Annotated in this window: 15 protein-coding genes; 3 read left to right on the top strand and 12 right to left on the bottom strand. The window is 57.7% G+C overall.

Features of this window, described 5'->3' with window-relative positions; all coding sequences use genetic code 11:
* Positions 1–3 precede the first annotated feature (3 nt).
* The 3 genes from BMY91_RS08150 (at position 4) to BMY91_RS23640 (ending at position 3108) form a co-directional block, all read left to right on the top strand.
* Positions 4–1446 (top strand): DUF4389 domain-containing protein, encoded by a 1443-nt coding sequence (locus BMY91_RS08150; protein WP_090820767.1) that lies wholly within the window; start codon positions 4–6, stop codon positions 1444–1446.
* Positions 1447–1727: 281 nt separating this feature from the next.
* Positions 1728–2111 carry a hypothetical protein gene (locus BMY91_RS08145; RefSeq protein WP_177179872.1) on the top strand — a complete coding sequence of 128 codons (384 nt, stop codon included), beginning with the start codon at positions 1728–1730 and terminating at the stop codon, positions 2109–2111.
* Complete coding sequence (locus BMY91_RS23640; RefSeq protein WP_090820765.1) at positions 2077–3108, top strand: pyridoxamine 5'-phosphate oxidase family protein; 1032 nt, start codon at positions 2077–2079, stop codon at positions 3106–3108. The genes BMY91_RS08145 and BMY91_RS23640 overlap by 35 nt, the downstream gene beginning before the upstream one ends.
* A gap of 1706 nt (positions 3109–4814) precedes the next feature.
* On the opposite strand, the gene BMY91_RS08130 is transcribed toward BMY91_RS23640, so the two are convergent.
* The 12 genes from BMY91_RS08130 to BMY91_RS08085 form a co-directional block, all read right to left on the bottom strand.
* Positions 4815–5495, bottom strand: a complete 681-nt coding sequence (locus tag BMY91_RS08130) for a GntR family transcriptional regulator (RefSeq protein ID WP_218143831.1) — start codon at positions 5493–5495, stop codon at positions 4815–4817.
* Entirely contained in the window at positions 5467–6309 is an 843-nt protein-coding gene (locus BMY91_RS08125) for a cysteate racemase (protein WP_090820761.1), read from the bottom strand. The genes BMY91_RS08130 and BMY91_RS08125 overlap by 29 nt, the downstream gene beginning before the upstream one ends.
* Positions 6310–7403: 1094 nt before the next feature.
* Positions 7404–7535, bottom strand: coding sequence for a hypothetical protein (locus BMY91_RS23395; RefSeq protein ID WP_256212644.1), 132 nt, complete (start codon positions 7533–7535; stop codon positions 7404–7406).
* 338 nt (positions 7536–7873) lie between these two features.
* The gene (locus BMY91_RS23635) at positions 7874–8044 is read right to left on the bottom strand and encodes a hypothetical protein (protein WP_371261031.1); all 171 of its coding nucleotides are present in this window, start codon (positions 8042–8044) and stop codon (positions 7874–7876) included.
* Positions 8041–8175 carry a hypothetical protein gene (locus BMY91_RS23630; protein ID WP_371261030.1) on the bottom strand — a complete coding sequence of 45 codons (135 nt, stop codon included), beginning with the start codon at positions 8173–8175 and terminating at the stop codon, positions 8041–8043. The genes BMY91_RS23635 and BMY91_RS23630 overlap by 4 nt, the downstream gene beginning before the upstream one ends.
* Before the next feature lie 320 nt (positions 8176–8495).
* On the bottom strand, positions 8496–9284 hold the full coding sequence (locus BMY91_RS08115; protein WP_090820759.1) for an aspartate/glutamate racemase family protein: 789 nt from the start codon (positions 9282–9284) through the stop codon (positions 8496–8498).
* Positions 9285–9337: 53 nt separating this feature from the next.
* Positions 9338–10417: a dipeptidase gene (locus tag BMY91_RS08110; protein WP_090820757.1), complete on the bottom strand. Its 1080-nt coding sequence runs from the start codon at positions 10415–10417 to the stop codon at positions 9338–9340.
* Positions 10418–10505: 88 nt separating this feature from the next.
* Positions 10506–11666, bottom strand: a complete 1161-nt coding sequence (locus tag BMY91_RS08105) for a M20 family metallopeptidase (RefSeq protein ID WP_256212643.1) — start codon at positions 11664–11666, stop codon at positions 10506–10508.
* A 140-nt stretch (positions 11667–11806) separates the two neighbouring features.
* Positions 11807–13204, bottom strand: coding sequence for a serine hydrolase domain-containing protein (locus BMY91_RS08100; protein ID WP_090820755.1), 1398 nt, complete (start codon positions 13202–13204; stop codon positions 11807–11809).
* Between the two features lie 73 nt (positions 13205–13277).
* Entirely contained in the window at positions 13278–14861 is a 1584-nt protein-coding gene (locus BMY91_RS08095; RefSeq protein WP_090820753.1) for an ABC transporter substrate-binding protein, read from the bottom strand.
* A gap of 58 nt (positions 14862–14919) precedes the next feature.
* Positions 14920–15765, bottom strand: a complete 846-nt coding sequence (locus BMY91_RS08090; protein ID WP_090820751.1) for an ABC transporter ATP-binding protein — start codon at positions 15763–15765, stop codon at positions 14920–14922.
* On the bottom strand, positions 15762–17573 hold the full coding sequence (locus tag BMY91_RS08085) for a dipeptide/oligopeptide/nickel ABC transporter permease/ATP-binding protein (RefSeq protein ID WP_218143830.1): 1812 nt from the start codon (positions 17571–17573) through the stop codon (positions 15762–15764). The genes BMY91_RS08090 and BMY91_RS08085 overlap by 4 nt, the downstream gene beginning before the upstream one ends.
* Between the last annotated feature and the right edge of the window lie 8 nt (positions 17574–17581).

The following is a 17581-nucleotide window of genomic DNA, read 5'->3' as shown; positions in this document are numbered from 1 at the left end:
GATATGAAAAAGCCTGGTCACATCGTCCTCCTCATTGTCGGCATTGTTCTTTCTTTGCTCGGCTTTACATTGTCCGCGGCAGGTACGGCAGCGGCATGGCTCGCTTCTTCCCAAGACGATGGCGCCTTCTTCACCTCCCCCACAGAGCGGTACACGGTTTCGTCCCGTGCGTTGGTCTCCCCCCAACTCGATGCCGTGGGCGAGGGCACCCCCGAAAGGCTTCCCTTCGACGTCGGAACCCTCAGGCTCAGGGCCACTGCGACGGAGGCCGGCCGTGAAGTATTCATCGGCATTGCACCCCAAAACGAGGTCGACAGGTACCTTGCCGGGGTGCACCACACCGAGTTGCGTGAAGTGAAATTCCAACCCTTCCGGCCGGTCTACAGGGACGTTCCGGGATCGTCCGCCCCCGCAGCGCCCGGGGCCCAGCAGTTCTGGGCAGCATCAGCCTCCGGCCCTGGTCAGCAAGAGGTTACGTGGAACATCGTTCCCGGCAATTGGACGGTGGTGGTGATGAATGCTGACGCCAGTAGCGGGGTCTCCGCGGATCTGCAGGCCGGTTTCCGTTCGGACCTCATCAAACCCGCAGCAATGGGCCTGTTGTCCGCCGGGGTACTGGCCATCCTCATCGGCGTGCCGCTGTTGGTGGTGGGCGCCGTTGGTCTGGGCCGCGGCGGAGGATCTCCCGGGCAACTTCCTTCAACATCCGCGGCAGCGCACGGCGCATCAGCAGGCGCCACGAGCTCACCGCTTCATTTCACCGGCCAGCTGGACCCTGCTCTGTCGCCCTGGATGTGGCTGGTGAAGTGGTTCCTCGCCATCCCGCATTTCTTCGTGCTGTTTTTTCTCTGGTTCGCGTTCGCTGTCACCAGCATCATTGCCTGGTTCGCCATCCTTTTCACGGGGCGCTACCCGCTTCCCCTCTTCCATTTCAATGTGGGCGTTCTCCGATGGACCTGGCGCGTGGCCTTCTACACCTACGGTGCAGGCGGGACCGATCGCTATCCTCCGTTCACTCTCTCCCGAACGGACTACCCGGCGAATGTGGAGGTGGATTATCCGGCCCGCCTCTCCCGAGGCCTTGTACTTATAAAGTCCTGGTTGCTGCTCATACCGCACCTGCTGATCGTGGGGGCGTTTACTGGAACGGCGACGTGGGCTTGGAGGACCCAGGACGGACCCGCCGGTGTGATCAACGAACGCGGCGGAGGACTGTCTTTGCTGGGGCTGCTGGTCCTCATCGCCTTGGTAACCCTGTTGTTCACCGGGAGCTATCCGCGCCCCCTGTTCGCCTTCATCATGGGCATCAACCGGTGGGCCTACCGCGTGCTCATCTACGGAGCCCTGCTGCGCGACGAATATCCGCCGTTCCGTCTGGATCAGGGTGCCTTCGATCCCGAACCACTGCAGCCCACGAGCGCTGACGGAAGGGCCGGCCCGCCGTGAACGACGGCCCTTCCGCGCCCGCGGTAGCACCGGCGTCGCGAAGAAACCCACGACGGCGAGCGGCCGCCGTCGTGGGTTTGGCAGCCATGGCGGTGCCCGCCGTGGCTGCCACTGTTGATCGCAGCGGAGCCGCAGGGGGTTCGAGGAGCGCTAACGACGACGTCGGCGTCTCGGTGTAGTTGCTTCCGTCGCGGTAGCCGTGGACAACGTGTTCGACACACCATCATTGAGGAGGAACGATGATTCGAACGATGCTTCTAACCTTGCAAGCGTTGGTCGCGGTGACATCAATTGCCGGCGGCCTGGTCATGGCCATCGGATCGCGGCCGGGAGTTGACAAGAGCGTTTTGCCGCCCGAGCTTCAACTCCCGGAGGAATACCTGAGCGGATCGCCCTTCAGCACCTATTTGGTTCCGGGTCTTCTCTTGGCAGTTGTCGTCGGAGGACTGCATGGGCTGGCCTTCGTCCTGCATCTTCGGCGGGGTGCTTTCGCCTCCTTGGCAGCTGCAGCGGCAGGGTACTCCATCCTCGTTTGGATCTTCGTGCAAATGGCACTGATTCCGTTCAGTGCGCTGCAGGCGGCCTACTTCGGAGCGGGTTTGGCGGAAGTAGGTTTGCTCCTGCTTTTGCTTGGAGTCACCGCCCGGGTGCCTGAAGGTACCTGAGGCAGAAGTACTTGAACCGGACGATAGTTGGAGGCTCCTTGGCGAGGCCAACGTTGGACGTCTTTCTGTGATCGTTAACGGCCACCCTGATGTCTTTCCCATGAACTTCGCAGTGGATAACAACACTGTGGTTTTCAGGACGGGGCCGGGAACCAAACAGTGGGCCATGGAGGATGACGCCGTGGTAGCCATCGAGGCAGACTCCGTCAGTGCCGAATTCGGGATTTCATGGAGTGTGGTCGTGAAAGGCACAGTTGAGAACGCAGGGTCCGAAGGTCCTCGGCTTGATGAGATCAGGCACGCCCTTTTCCCGTGGCAGGGAGTGGGTCAGGACCACCTCTTCAGGATCGTTCCGGCCTCGGTGACCGGGAGACGATTCGACCTTTCATCGCCAATATCGCTTGGCACTCCACTCAACGACGCAACACGTGCCGGCCTGGAATTAGTCCGGTGCGTCTTGAGGAATCAGGTGGCACCTCCTCGCACCGGGACAGTCCTATCAGCAGACCGGCTCGTCAAAAGATTCGGTGACCTGACCGCCGTCGACGACGTTTCCTTCGCCATCCGCCCCGGTGAGACTTACGGCCTCCTGGGCCCGAACGGAGCCGGTAAGACCACCTTCATCAACATGGTCGCCGGTCTGGTCCCCGCCGATTCCGGATCTGTGGAGGTGGCCCGTATCCGGTGGACCCGGCAAGCATTGCGGCAAAACGTCATCTGGGGCTGGTACCTCAAGAGTATCGGAACAGGTGCCGGTCTTGTATTGGCTGGCTCGGGAGGCTGGATGGTGCCACCGGAGTTCTTCGCCGAACCGCTTCAGTCGTTTTCGTTGCTCACTCCCCATCGCTGGGCCTATGACGTTTTGGCCGCCATCCAACGTCGGGATGCTGCCTTCACTGACATTCTGCCTTGTTTGGGCGTCCTGACAGCGATGGCCGCGTTTCTCCCTTTATGCGGGGCGTGGCTCCTGAGGCGCAACTTCCAAAGGGCGCTATGACCACAGATTTACCCCCGGACGTGGCTTCCTTCTTTGCTGGATCTCCTCAAGGTCTTGCCATTTAGATGTGGACAATGTCCACACCCCCTTTGGCCTGACAAAGTGTCCACCAGCCAAGGCCTCATCGCTCCAGAAAAAGGCGCCACGCCAGGATCTTTGACGCAAGTTCTACACGTCATGTCGTGCTCAGTGCTCCCACCCATGAAGGGGTGTAGGACGACAACGTCCTACCGAACGAACCAGGAGAGGAACCCATAACCCCAGCTCACAGCCAGCGGAGGGCCTACCAGCCACGACCCTGACCCCGCTCCCCCACAACCAAACAGGTGACCCGCGGCGCCAGGCACCCCGCGGCCAGTGTCGGAGGGACCTGACCACCAAGAATGTACACACGTTAAAGCAAAAACCCCCTCTGACGAGGGGGTATGCCGTGCCCGAGGTGGGACTCGAACGGGATTCCAACGGGATTCCAAGCCTAGTAAACACTGGGAAGGGGCGGAAACATGCGGAATCCGGGCCAATCCGGAGGCAGTACGGGCCAGTCCGAGGTAGAGAGTGTGGACATTGTCCACACTCTCCTTTTGGCCGACGGACCACCGAAAATGAGGATCCGGCTCATCCTCTGTGGAGTCGAATCCAGCCCCTGAGAATAGGAGCCGACGCCTCTACAGGTTCCCGGCTCTTTGGAACCCCCTCGGACCGATCGAACAACCCGAATCCGACGACACTCTGCCCGTAATGATGAAATATCCAGCACAGTGGCTGCCCTCCTTCATCAGGTACATGTCCGAGACGGCACCGAAAAACATGACCTAAACATTTCCGGACACCCCGAAGACAGAACGGTGCTTATCGGCACTAAAAGTAGGGGATGGAAGTGGGCGCGACGACTCCCGCCTAGGTGGAGATCTGGTCGTCGCCTGGAGTAATCAGGGGTGCGGGACGTCGGACTGGACATGCTGCAGGACAGCGGACTGCCCGTCACCATCGCAGCATCCATGGCCACCGATCCCGCCACCGGGCTTAGCGCCGTCGAAGCTAAGAGACTGGATCGGTTCATCAGGCGGCCATGGTTGCCGCGGCCGAAGCCAGGGTGAATGCTGGTTCACCCAGGTTCATGGCACCCGCCTGGCCGTACCGGTAGGAACTGACCTGCACGCCCGGTGCGGCGTGCTTCTTGCGAGAGAATCAAGTCTTCCTGCCATTCCGGTGTGGTCAGCAGATCTGAAGGAATTGTTTCGTCCGGCCGCCCATTGGCGCTCGTGGCTGCCGAACTTGGAGTTTGAGCAACCGATGGATGCCACAAAATACAAGGATTTGGAAGCTCCGCGGCGAGAAGTAAAGCGGGAGAATGCGTTCTTGAAAAAGTTTCGGCTTTCTTCGCCAAAGAACACCGGCAGATACCCGCTACCCCCTTGTTCAACAGGAGGAGAACGCCGGAGCGACACCGACGAGCTTACACCGCCGGGAGCTGACGGATCAGGTGCGGACCGTCCATCAGCTAACGGACGGGATTTTTGGCCTTCGTCCTGTAAACAAGTCACAGCGGCGGCCATTGGACCAATGCGTTGCGCTGACCTGGCTTGACTCGAATAGGCAACCACCCTCACCAAACTACCGGCTGGACATTCAGAAGGGGCTAGGCAGGATGCTCTGGCGTTGGCAGAGCATCCATCGACAGGGTTGAGAAGGAAAATGCGGTTGCGTTAGCCGGAGAGCTCGTTGGAGTTGAAGAGGGCGCTGATGAGGACTCCAAGATGGGACCAGTGTTCGCCGGACATGATGGCGGCTGTTTCGGCGTTTCCTTGCTCGCAGACGCGGATGAGTTCCTCGTGGTGGTCGATGGTCTCCTCGCCGCCCAGGAGGTTGGAGAACTTCCGGTAGAGGATTCTGTGGAGTTGGGGGTGGAGTTGCTCGATGATGCGTTTGATGACCGGGTTTCCTGCGGCGTCGATAACCACTCCGTGGAATGCGTCGTCGGCTGCGAGGGCTTTGGAGACGTCCTGCTTTTGCACTGCGGCGGCGAAGTTCCGGTTCGCCTGGCGCATGGCGTGGAAGTCACGTTCGGTGAGACGCGGGACAGCAGAGGCCACTGCCAGGGCATCGAGGGCTTTGAGGACGACAAGGTTTGCTGCGACGTCGTCCTGATTAAGGGTCGAAACCCGCGTGTAAACCCCGGGCTTGGACTCGATGAGTCCGCTCTCGATGAGCTTGGTGATGGCTTCGCGTACCGGCGTTCTGCTGAGTCCGAGCATTTCGGCTAGTTCGGCGTCCTTGATTTTCTCGCCCGGCGCGAGCTCGCCCCGGACGATGGCGTCCCGGAGCCTGACGTAGGCCGCGTCGCTCATTTTCGGCCGTTCAACGGTGCTGGTGTGAACTAGTGGCATATTGGATACTGTACTTTGCGTCATCGACCAGAGCGACAACGCGCCGGACCACCGCGGCCGCTAGAATCTCGGCGGGGTCGATGAAGGGAACAGGAAGATCGTTCCCGGAGAGTCCAACGGGAACTTCCGTGCAACCCCCGATGATTGCCTGGGCTCCGGCGTCGATGAGGTCGAAAGCCGCCCTTGTGAACAGTGGCCGAACCGCGGATGCCGGCTTGCCCGCTTTGATAGCGCGGATCGAGTCCATGACGGCCCCCTGGCCCGCGGTGTCGGGCGAGATGACCGCAACACCCTTCCGGTCGAGCCAGGATTGATACAGGCCGGCCTTCTGGGTTCCTGTCGTTGACAGAAGGCCCACCCGTTGCACGGCAGGCGAGAGCTGCTGGACGTACTTTGCCGTCTCTTCAATCATGTGGATGATCGGGATATCAACCTCGGCCTGAACGGCCTTGAGGAAGGCATGAGCGGTGTTGCACGGGACGGCCAGCATTCCGGCCCCGGCCTCTTTCAAGAACCCGGCCCCGGCAATGAGCGCCGGCGTTGGATCCGCGCCGCGCCTCAGCAACGCCTCTGTCCTGTCCGGAATCGTGGGGTCTGACCAGATCAGCACTTGAAGATGCTCCTGATCGCGCGTGGCAGGGGTCGCGCGCACCAGTTTAAGGTAGAAATCCGCCGTCGCTGCCGGGCCCATCCCCCCGAGGATCCCCACCACGCAGCGGGGGACCGATGATGCCGCCGATTCAAAACGCCCAAAGGCCGGCAATGAGAGGAGAGGCAACGCGGCTGACGCTATTGGGCCGGTCCGGGTCTTCATGGCAGCCATTCCTACGAGTGAGAAGTACAGATGCTTTCCAATATATTGCACACTGCGTATTGGGTAAAGCCCAAAGTTTATCGGGCGACTTCATGCAGAATGACGGTTGGTGCAAGGAACTTCGATCGCTTCCGCAGTCGTACTTCTGCGGGATCCAGTGCAGACGGCTCGTGAGCTGTCCACCTACCGGCCGGCAATCGGTGGCCGACGTTTCGCGACCAGAGCTGTCTGCCCCTGGATCAGGTCTGTGGCGGGCGGCCAGCAGGACTTTCCCTTAGCCCGGCTCTTCTCGCAGCTCGTAACTGCGGTTCAGTCAGTCCGCGAGTTCGTGTGATGCCACCGGGAGGCACCATTGATGCACAACGCGGTGATCAGTAGGCCGCCGCAGAGTATGGCCCTAATTCAGAATCCATACTTTCGGATGAGATCGTGGACCGCTCGGCCTGTTAGCGAAAAAATCGCCTCTCCTGCCAGCGAGAGGCCCGCCGTAACGCCTCCGAGTATTGCGATGTTCGTCAGCCCAGCCCAGATCCCGGGAGGCTTCACTGGGATAAGAAGAAATCCGATACCGTTGGCGGTCCCTGCCACCGTGATAACTAGTGCCAGCGGTGGACCTTCCCCCGAACAGTCCGGTGTGGCTAATCTGCGGCACATGGAATCGGCGCTGGCCTCTTGGGGCGAGTTCAACGTGGGCGATCGCCGCGATATCCGCGCTGATCCTTGGCGTGGTCCTGGCGTGTGCGGCGCTCATCCCGGACTATGAGCTGTGGATGTTTGGCGTCGAAGTCCTGGGGGAGCTCTCGCGGGAGGGGCCATCGCCGCGCTGGACACCCGTGCGATCCTGAGGACGACACCCCAGGTCATTCGCTCCGCTGGGATGTCCAGCACATCGTGTCTTTCGTACTCCGGCTGGTGATCTTCGCTGTGGGCGGCGTTTTGCTGGTGTTGTCGGTCCCAGCGGGGCTGCGGGTGGTGGCGCTCGGAACCATCGTTGAGCTCATTGGGGCGGTGATTTCTCGTGGGTGGCGCTGGTGGAGATTCTGCGTTGAGAAACGAACGACGGCGGGAAGTTCCCGCCGTCCAGCGCCGAGGTTCTATCTAGCTTTCCGGACAGCGGCCACGAGCACGCCGGCCGTGCCGAAGAACTTGTTGCTGCTCGGATCGCTCACCGTCTTGATGCCCAGATCTGCGAGCAATTCGTCGTGCTTTTGCGGCAAGCCCGGCAAGGGCAGAGGGTGGTGCGGCCAGAACTAAATCCAGGGTCACGTTTTCGTAGGCTTTGTCGAGTGCTTAGACCAACAGCAATTTTACTAAGCAGCCTTTTGACCAAAAGCGGGCATCGCCAATTCCGACCGTCTAACGATCCAGGTAGTCCACATGATGCGAACTTGGCTACTTCGCCCAAAGAATTCCAAGGGGCAAGAAGAGTTACGCACTAAAACACTCGAGCTCCTGGTTGGCCGGAGATATTCACGGACGGTGCGGGAACCTTGAGAGGTCGTCCGTATCGTTGGCGTCGCACCCCTCGCAGCAGTCGGCCACCGGGGCGCCATTCACGGCAGCGTCAGGCCTCATCTGCAGGGGCAGAGACCACTCCGGGCTCGCCTGCGCAGCAGGCGTCGCCGCGCCAGGCATCGACACCTTCCCGGACGGCGATGCCCGCGATGATCAGGGCAGCGATGATGATTCCCGGGGTTGCATGCTGGGCCTCTCCCCCGCCGGCAAGGGATCTCACAGCGTCAACGGATACAAAGGCATCGGCGCAAAGAAGGACAAGGCGATGATTCGAAGCGTCACACGCTCATGCTTCTCCGGATCCTTCACAGAGAACTGCAAGGACAGGGCCGCCGCGGACGCAACCTCCACGATCGACTCCAGTCCACAACCGATCAGGCCGAGAAATCCGCAACCCCTCGCGCACTGTGCCACGACGCCCTCGATGACGTTTTAGGTGATGGTAGCGGCCGCGAACAATCTGATCCGGCCCATCAGGACAGCCCGGCTCCCCCGGTACCCCGCCACCCCCCGCGGAACTGCTTGAGTGTCGAGACCAGAGCGGCCAAAGTTGACTGCAGTCAAGGGAGCATAGGTGAGCGGTCCACGGCCGGGTTGTCGTGGACCGCTCTTTTGCGTTGGTTCGGGCGCTTGTCCTGGCGGGTGCGGCTCGTGATGGACTTTGGTCGTTGTCAGACTGATATTCGCGGGGTGGTTGCCGCAGGACGAGGTTGCTGTGGGGGCCGTCGGTGGCGCAAGGCGGACTTCATCGCGAGAGCTCGCGCCAGGAGGTCTGAAACATCAATCAGTTTCTTTCCTGCGCGCGTACTATCGACATCGATAAGCGGCAGTTCCGTGCAAGCTTGAAGTACCACGTCGCTTCGAAGTGAGGCGCATAGTGTGAGAAACTCTCGTTCAATTTCGGGCGTTGAGCCGCCGGCAACCTTGACGTCGTAGATGAGATGGTGCAAGGACTCGGTTTCGACAGGCAACTCCACACTAAAGTGTTCCGCGAGAGTCGCATATGACGACCAACTGCCCAAGTCCATGGTTTGCCTGCTGCCGAGCAACGCCACGCCATGATCGGCGGGATGGTTGAGGCGACGTAACTCTTCGACGACTACCTGCGATGGGGTAATCAACCGTGCATCGAGTTCGAGGGCGTCAAGCCGATCAGCAAAGTAGTTCAGAGTGTTGCAGGCAATCACGTAGTAATCCACTTGCGGAGAAATCTGTCGGGCAGTATGTTCCAATGCGCGCCAAACCTGCTCTTCGCGCTTTTCCAGTTCCATCGAGTATCCGAGTTCTGGAACAGAAGCAATGATCACGTGCGGGGCATGGACATCGCCCTCATAAGTGGTGCCCAGCATGACCCTGTTGTGGTGAAGGACTTTCGTCCACAAGTCAATGCCGGCTTCGGGACCAGACCCAGCAATGATCCCGAGCCTCGTTTCGCCAGTTGGTGATGAATAGTTATTCACTTGCGCCTTGTTTCAGGTAGGTCAATGAACGTTGTGCAAACGGCCGTGATCTTCTAGTCGAGTGCAGAGAGGGCCTGGGCACTTGTCTGGTCGAGAACGCGCAGCAGATTTTCGCCCATCAACTTGGCTAGGTCGTCTGATGACCAGCCTCGTTCAGCGAGTCTCTCGATGAGCACGGAGAAGCTCGAGACATCAGTCAATTCATCGGGAAAGTCGTCACACCCGTCGTAGTCGCTTCCCAGGCCGATATGATCGATACCCGCAATATCTCGAGCATGTTCAATGTGCTCAATCAGGTGATTGATCGTCGTAGAGGGCCGCAATCCGACTCGACCATTCACATCCCACGCATAGTAAGCCTCATCAAGGAACGCTGGAACGAACGCGATCATGATGACGCCTCCATTCGCTGGAAGTGTTTTCAGGATGGAGTCAGGGACGTTCCTAGGGTGCCGGCATAGGGCTTGGCATGCGGAATGGCTAAAGATGACCGGGGATGTGGATGTCTCGATCGCATCCTTCATTGTGTCTGGGGAAACATGCGATAGGTCAACAAGGACACCAAGCTCGTTCATCACCTTCACGGTCTCGCGTCCAAAGCTGCTGAGACCTCCATTGATTGGCGTGTCGGTGGCCGAGTCGGCCCAGGGGTTATTTGAATTGTGTGTAAGCGTCATGTACCTGAGGCCTAGCCGGGCCAGCATGCGCAACGTGGCGTGTGAACTGCCAATGCTGTGCCCGCCTTCAGCACCAAGTAAAGAAGCAATTCGTCCGTCCCGCCAAATTCTCCGTACATCTTCGCCGGTGCGGGCAAGTTCAAAAGCCTCCGGATACCTCTTGAGCATTCTGTACACAAAATCGATCTGTTCGAGAGTGAACTGCACAGATTCAGATTCAGTTGGGGCCGCGGGTGAAAATACAGACCAGAACTGTCCTCCAACTCCTCCGCGCCGCAGTTTGTCGATATCAGTATTGAAGCGGGAACCGAGTTCAAGGCCTTCGACTGAGTAATTCGCGGTTTCCCTGGAGGCCCAAGGAAGATCGTTGTGTCCGTCAATGAGCGGGACACGACTAAATGCTTCTACTGCAGCAGGGTGGGTAAGGGCGGGTTGTGTGGACTTCGTTGAAGTCATTTCCAGGTTTACCTGATTCTCTTGGGGGGCATCTCTGCACCCAGTCTTAGCGGAGGCTTCTGTACCGACTCGTAAGGGTCGATGCAGGTTAGTAAGGCATCGATCGAGTGGAAATCAGCCCGGATAGCAGTTGCGCCAGGCGCGCCGTCTGCTCTGGAATGGATGCCACAACCACATGTTCATCAACAGAGTGCGCACCACCGCCGACCGCACCCAAGCCGTCAAGGGTGGGTATTCCGAGTGCGGACGTGAAATTTCCGTCAGATGCTCCACCAACAGCAACTCCTTCGAGCTCGGGGAGGCCCAGCACTCTTGCGGCTCGCCTTGCATGGTCGAAGAGGACACTCGACATATCTGACCCCATGGGTGGGCGATTTGGGCCTCCTGAAACATGTACAGACGCCTCCGGGTTCAAGGTTGTTAGTCCACGAATCTTCAAATCGACTCGATTTTGCTCTTCCGACGTTTCGGCTCGTACGTCTACCGTCAGCAAGGCCGAGGCAGGGACCGTGTTCGTGGTGGTCCCGATAGTTCCACTGGTCGGTACGACAGACGTGCCAGCGTTCAGATCACCAAGTCCAGCAATTCTTTGTATTTGCGTTGCCATTTCGAGACCGGCGTTTATCCCGAGTTCCGGTTCAAGGCCGGCATGGGCCGCTCTGCCTCTCACTTCAATTTCATACAATGAAACGCCTTTGCGGGCGATCTTCAATGCACCGCCGGGGGCGGCCGCTTCGAGCACAAGCACCGCCTCGACCTGTGTGGCCTCCGATTCAATGAGTGAGCGGGATGTTTGGGATCCAGTCTCCTCATCGCCAGTGATAAGTATGGTGACGCCATCAAGAGCATCCAGGCCCTCATGCTCGATAATGAGGCTGCAAGCAAAGAGACCTTGGACAATGCCGACCTTCATGTCAAAACATCCAGGCCCTCGCATGATCCCATCGACAACCAGTGCGGGAAGTTCGGTCAAGGATCCAATTGGCCAAACGGTATCGTGGTGTCCAAGTAGGAGGGCCCGGCGATCACCCGACCCGATCTTCCACAGCAAATGCGGCACATTCCCTGTGCGAACTATTTCAGGAGGCTGCCCGAGTAGCCGCTGTCCGAGCTCGGCCACATAGGCTGCAGACGATTCAAGTGCAAGGTGGTCACCCGAAGGCGATTCCCGCTCGACCAGTCCCAACGACGCCTCAATCATGTCTACGGAAACGTCGCGGGCGGCGTCAAGATACGAGAACTCTGTCATGCTTGCTGCTCCTGGATGTCATTACAGGCTTCTTACCTGGATTTGGCGCCGGTCGGCGAGAAACGGGCACATCGATATTGATGGGTGTCCGCGCCAGCCCTTGGCAGGCTGACGCGGACGGGTGTCACTACGACAAGAATCTAGTCAGATACTTTTCTATAAAGCCGGCCGCCATAAAGAAATTCAACGCCATCGATTACTAAGTGTTGGAATTCGGAAGCCGATCCTTCGGGATCAGCCATGAATCTGGAATTCGACAGCATGTGAACCTGGGATGGCTGCCCGTCTGGTTCCCCATCTATGTCAAGCTTTGCGGAAGCAGCCAGCAGAAGCTGCCCGTCCTCCCGCCGGGTCAACTCGAAGCGAGTCGTAGTAGTTTCATAGGTACCGAGCAGCCCACTGCTGTCGAAGTCATCGCTGACGCCTTCAGCGACGGGTTTGGGATAGGTGAGTCCCAGTTCAGCACCAATTGCAGTCTCCAACTCCTTTGCCAGAAGAGACCCACCGCGTGAGTTTGTCAGGATACTCATGGCCACTTTTGCTTCGGGAAATGTGTGAAGAATGGCATTCTGGCCGATAGTAGCGCCGGCATGGCCAACAGCAGTCGCAGTCCCCCAGTCCGACAAAACCCACCCCAAGCCCCATGCCTGATCCACAGTGGAGACGGTCGATAGGTCGAACTGCGGCGTCCGCATAAGTCGCACTGATTCCTCGGACAGGATTCGCTTGCCATTCAGTCCGAGCCCATCGCGCATATGGGCCGATGCAAACATGAGCAGATCCTCAACTGTGCCCGTAATTACTCCGGCCGGGCCGTTGGCCCTAACGAGAGCCCATTCCTTGGTCGGGACAACCCGTTCCTCGGATGTCGGATCTGCACTTGCCAGGTGACCGACTGCAGCACGGAACAGCGGGGCATCCTTAGTCCTGGTGATGACGTGGCTGAGGCCCAACGGTTCATAGAGATAATCAACCAGCACATCATCCCAGGCCTTCCCGCGGAGAACTTCAATGATCCTTCCGGCAACGATGAACCCGGAGTTGCAGTAACTCAACGGTCCTCCGGGTGCAGTAATGCTGCTGGCTGTGGACAACGACGCAACGTACTTCTCAATGCAGTCATCGCCATACCCTGTGTCAGTGAAGAGATCACCGTCAATGCCACTTGTATGTGTCAACAAGTGGCGCACGGTAATCAGGCCCGAATAATCAGAGTTAGCGATTTTGAAGTCAGGAAGAACATCAACTACCAAGGTATCGAGAGTGAGTTTCCCCTCGTCAACCAACTGCATGATGAGAGTTGTGGTCCAGATCTTCGTGATTGACCCGTATTGGAAGATCGTCTCCGGCGTGACCTCGACACCAGTGGCGAGACTGGTCACCCCGGTCGTCAAAACACGCAGATCAACCTCGCCCTCTGAATCAAGAGCAATCAAACCGACCTGCACTCCCGGGACGGCGTGCTTCTTGGCGAGAGAATCAAGCCTCTCCTGCCATTCCGGCGTGCTCAACAGATCTGACGGAATTGTTACGGACATTAATGCTCCTAAGAATTATTGTTCCCAGCGGGAGAAAACTGAACCGGTAACCAGAGTGTTTTTTCCCTGGCAGTTACTCAGACAGGCGGATCGACCAAGGGTCAATAACGCCAGACTGACTAGCCGTGAATCCCTGAATGAAGACCGTGTTCTCGGTCCATCCCAACGGAAGGACATCTGCATCCGAGACGAGGGCGCGTTCTGCCGCCTGCCACTCAGGACATCCCGCAACTCCGACAGTCTTCATTGCTGCAGCAACATTCTTGTTGTAGGTAGGATTCTGAATATTCGAAAAGTTATTCGATGTTTCGCCGCTGAAGTAAGGAACCAGTACGCTAGGAAAATAGTTGCTGACGTTCATGTCTGCAACGTCCCAATCAGATGATCCTGGCGTAAAGAGCATGTCAATTATGGTCGGGGCATCTGCAGATTTCAGGGTCACCGCAACTCCCAGTTTCTTCCATACGTCTGCCTGATGCTCAAAAGCCGCATCCTTCTCAGCTCCAGCGCGGTAAACGAACGTGATGGCCAACTTTTGGTCGTCCTTGCTGCGTACGCCGTCATCCGACATCTTCCATCCGGCATCATCAAGCGTCTTAGCCGCGGCATTCACATCGAATGCCGGAATGGACTTGTAGACGTCGTCGAGAGTACAGATGCGTGGCTCCCCGCCAATAAGGAGGGATTGGGCAGGACTTCCCTTACCTCCAGCAAGAATATCGATGATTTCCGAGGTGTTCGTGCTTTGTACCAAGGCCTTCTTAACCGCAGGATCTGAATTTACTCGTGAACTTCGCTGATTGAAAAACAACTCACTAGGAGCAAGCTGGATGGAAAGGCCCTTCATGTTAAGTGCGTTAAGCCGTCGGGCATCCGCCCCCGTGACATAGGCAGCATTCGTGCTTCCGGAAGCAAGCAGGTTGGCCCGTGTTGTGTTGTCGTTCACAACAGTGATCACTACAGACTTCGGCAGTCCTGGAGTTTCAGAAGTTGTTCCTTCGGGGCCCCAGCTATACCCTGAACGGCGGGTCATCGTGTAGCTTTCTCCTGGCTTCACGTCCGTGAGATTGTAGAGACCCGTTCCGCCAAAAGCTCCAGCAAATTTGGAGGGGTCCTTGAGGGCAGCGCTACATGCAATGGATACACGGCCGACGTTCTCAATGAGGAAGGGCGATGGTGTCGTCGAGGTCAACGTAACCCTTCGCGTCGCGTTGTCCGCCGTGGCCTTCAAGTCCTCCGGAACGGTCGCGCCCAACTCGGACGAGTTATTCTTCTCATCCGTAATCCAGGTGAAATTATCGGCTACTGTCTGGGCGGTCAATTCAGATCCGTCATTGCAGGTAATTCCAGACTTCAGGGTGAAGCTGGCTTCTGTGGTCGTCGCCGTCCATGATTCAGCCAAATAAGGCCTTAGCTTTCCATCACGATCCAAAGAAATCAAACTATCATAGCCAAAGGCCATCACCTGTTTGCCGTCTGAAGATGGATTTACAAGCGGGAATAGGTTCCCGGGATCTGTAGTACCTGTGAATTTCAGTGTCCCGTCGGTCACGATCTTCCCGGAAGATGCCGTTTCGCCCGGGCTGGAACCGCAGGAACTCAAGGCAAGGGCTCCTGCGGCAAAAATCGCAGCACAGGGGATCAATTTTTTGTTCATGAAAGCATCCTTCAAGTTAGTGATTTCCAGGAGAGAGGTATAGCAAAGTCGTCGCTGGTTAAATGAGTCTCTGTGATTCGGAAGCACTTCTGGCTCCTGCAGCCTCGAACAACGGAACTCCGACTTGCGGGACTGCCTCGATCAGCAACCGTGTGGAAGGATGCTGGGGGTTGGCCAGAACTTCGTCCACGGCACCGAACTCCACGAGGTTTCCTTTGTCCATGACCGCAACGAAGTCACATACATAGCGAACAATTGCCAAGTTGTGTGAAATGAACAAGGAGGTCAGACCCAGTTCCGACTGGAGCTTGCGAAACAGGTTCAAGACGGTCCCTTGAACGGAAACATCCAAGGCAGACGTCATTTCATCGGCGAGCAAAACCGACGGCTTGGCGCCGAGAGCACGAGCTAAAGCCACTCTTTGACGTTGCCCGCCAGAGAGTTTCTGGGGGTATCTTGACGCGAAACTACGATCCAGTCCCACCAGTTCAAGTAACTGGTGAGTCTCTGCAATGAGCGCGTGTCTTGATCGCCGTACAATTGTTGACTCTCCAGGTTTCCTGTCACCCGCGCGAAGTCCCTCAATGATCGAATCTCCGATGGTCATTCGAGGATTCAGTGAGGAGTATGGATCCTGGAAGACCATTTGGACAGCCCGTCGGTGGCGTCTGCTGGCGCTACCGGATCCCAGCAGGGACTTCCCATCCAAAAGGACTTCGCCTGAAGAGGCACGCTCCAGGCCTATAGCTACCCGGGCAAGAGTCGATTTGCCTGAACCGGATTCCCCCAACAAGCCAACGGTCGAGCCGGCGGGTACAGTAAATGACACGTCCTTCACAGCACGAACTGTCTTTGATCCATGTCCGAAATTCACTACGAGATTCTGAAATTCAAGTGCCGTCATGATGACCGCTCCTTCATGAAGTCACCAACTGTTGCCAGCGGACGGGTTTTGTCTGTTGTCAGCGTTGGGATTGAGGCCATGAGCGCACGTGTGTAAGGGTGGACGGCCAGACCAGCGACCAAATCCGGAGTTGATATGTCTTCGACCAGCTCTCCCTGGTACATGACCAGAACCCGATCGCAGAACCCGGTAACCAACGCTATGTCGTGGGAGATGAACATCACGGCTGAACCGTGTTCAACTGAAACTCGGTTCAAGACTTCGAGGACTGTTCTTTGGACAGTTGCGTCAAGCGCTGTGGTGGGTTCATCAGCAATGATCAGGCGTGGATTTCCCATAAGGCCCATCGCAATCATGGCTCTTTGACGCATGCCTCCGGAGAACTGGAAGGGATATTGGTTGAAACGTAGTTTGGGATCAGGTATCCCCACTTCGTCCAAGCGATCGATTGCCATCTTTTTTGAGACAGACGCCGAATGATGTCCGTGAACTTTGGCGACCTCAGAAACCTGTGGACCAATTCGTGTTGAGGGATTGAGGGAAGACATGGGGTCTTGGAAGACCATTGACATTGTGAGACCGAGTTTGGATGCATGCGAGTCGATTTCTCGCCGGCTCAAACCGGCAAGTTCCACACCATCAAACGTGATGGTGTCCGCATCGACACGAACAGGGTCTTCAATGAGCTGGCTGATTGCGAGGGCCGTGAGGCTCTTCCCTGACCCAGACTCTCCCACAATGCCCACCCGTTCACCGGCCGCAACATCAAAACTTACACCGCGTACTGGAGTTATCCAGTTTCCGTGAGCGGGAAATGAAACGTGCAGATTCCGAACTGAGAGGACGTTTTCTGATCGCCCCTGCGCCTGGGTTTCGACCTCCAGTGCTTGCTCCGTCGTGTCCTTCCGGCCCGGAAAACCCGCCATCTTTCGAATCGAAATTACCGAATTCACGCCCAACGCGCGCCCAATAGTGTCCCCAAGCATTGTCAAGACAATGCCCGCAAGCGTGACAGCCAGTGCAGGCGTCAAGGCCGCAGCTGGGGAAATATAGAGCCTGGACAGTCCTTCAGCAAGCAACCGGCCCCAGTCATAGGCGGGAGGCTGCAAGCCGAGGCCCAGGAATGAAAGGCCGGCCATCGCAGTGAGACACCCCGCCGCGATCATCGTTGCGTTGACGACCACCACATCTGTGATGCTGGGGATGATGTGCCGAATGAGGATCATAAATCTGGGAACACCGAGAATTTTTGCGGCGCTAATGAAGTCACGGCCGCTAACGCTGGCGGACATGGTCTGACATAGCCTCGCCATGCTCGGTACGTAAGCCAAACCGAGGGCTACGACGGCGCCTGTGGTTCCCTGACCAAAAATTACGGCGAGGAAGAGCACCAGGAGCAAGGAGGGGAAAGCGACCATCATGTTCACGCACGCAACGATCATTCGCCCTATAGCTGGCGGCAGGACACTGGGCAGGCAACCGATAACGATGCCCAAAGTCACTCCGATGACGGTCGCCACCATTCCATAGATTAGGGATAGCTGTGTGGCGACAAGCGTCCGAAGGAGAATGTCGCGGCCTGAAGCGTCAGTACCCAACCAATGGTCAGGGCTGGGGCCTTGAGCAATGGAGGTTACGTCCACAGCGGCCGCTTTTTCTCCAAAGAGAATTGGAGCAAAAATTGCAATTCCAATGAGTGCGAGAGTCCCAAAGATGGCAGTCGCACCCGTTGCCGTTCGAGCCTGTTGCATGAGTGACCGAAGCCGACCGGTACTTACTGCAATGGGGTCTTGGTTGGTCGATGACATGAGTGCCT

Origin of the sequence: Arthrobacter sp. yr096 (genome assembly GCF_900108925.1) — a bacterium.
Taxonomy (GTDB): Bacteria; Actinomycetota; Actinomycetes; order Actinomycetales; family Micrococcaceae; genus Arthrobacter.
The sequence above is the reverse complement of the archived record's forward strand: the minus strand, read 5'-3'. Positions and strand labels throughout refer to the sequence as shown.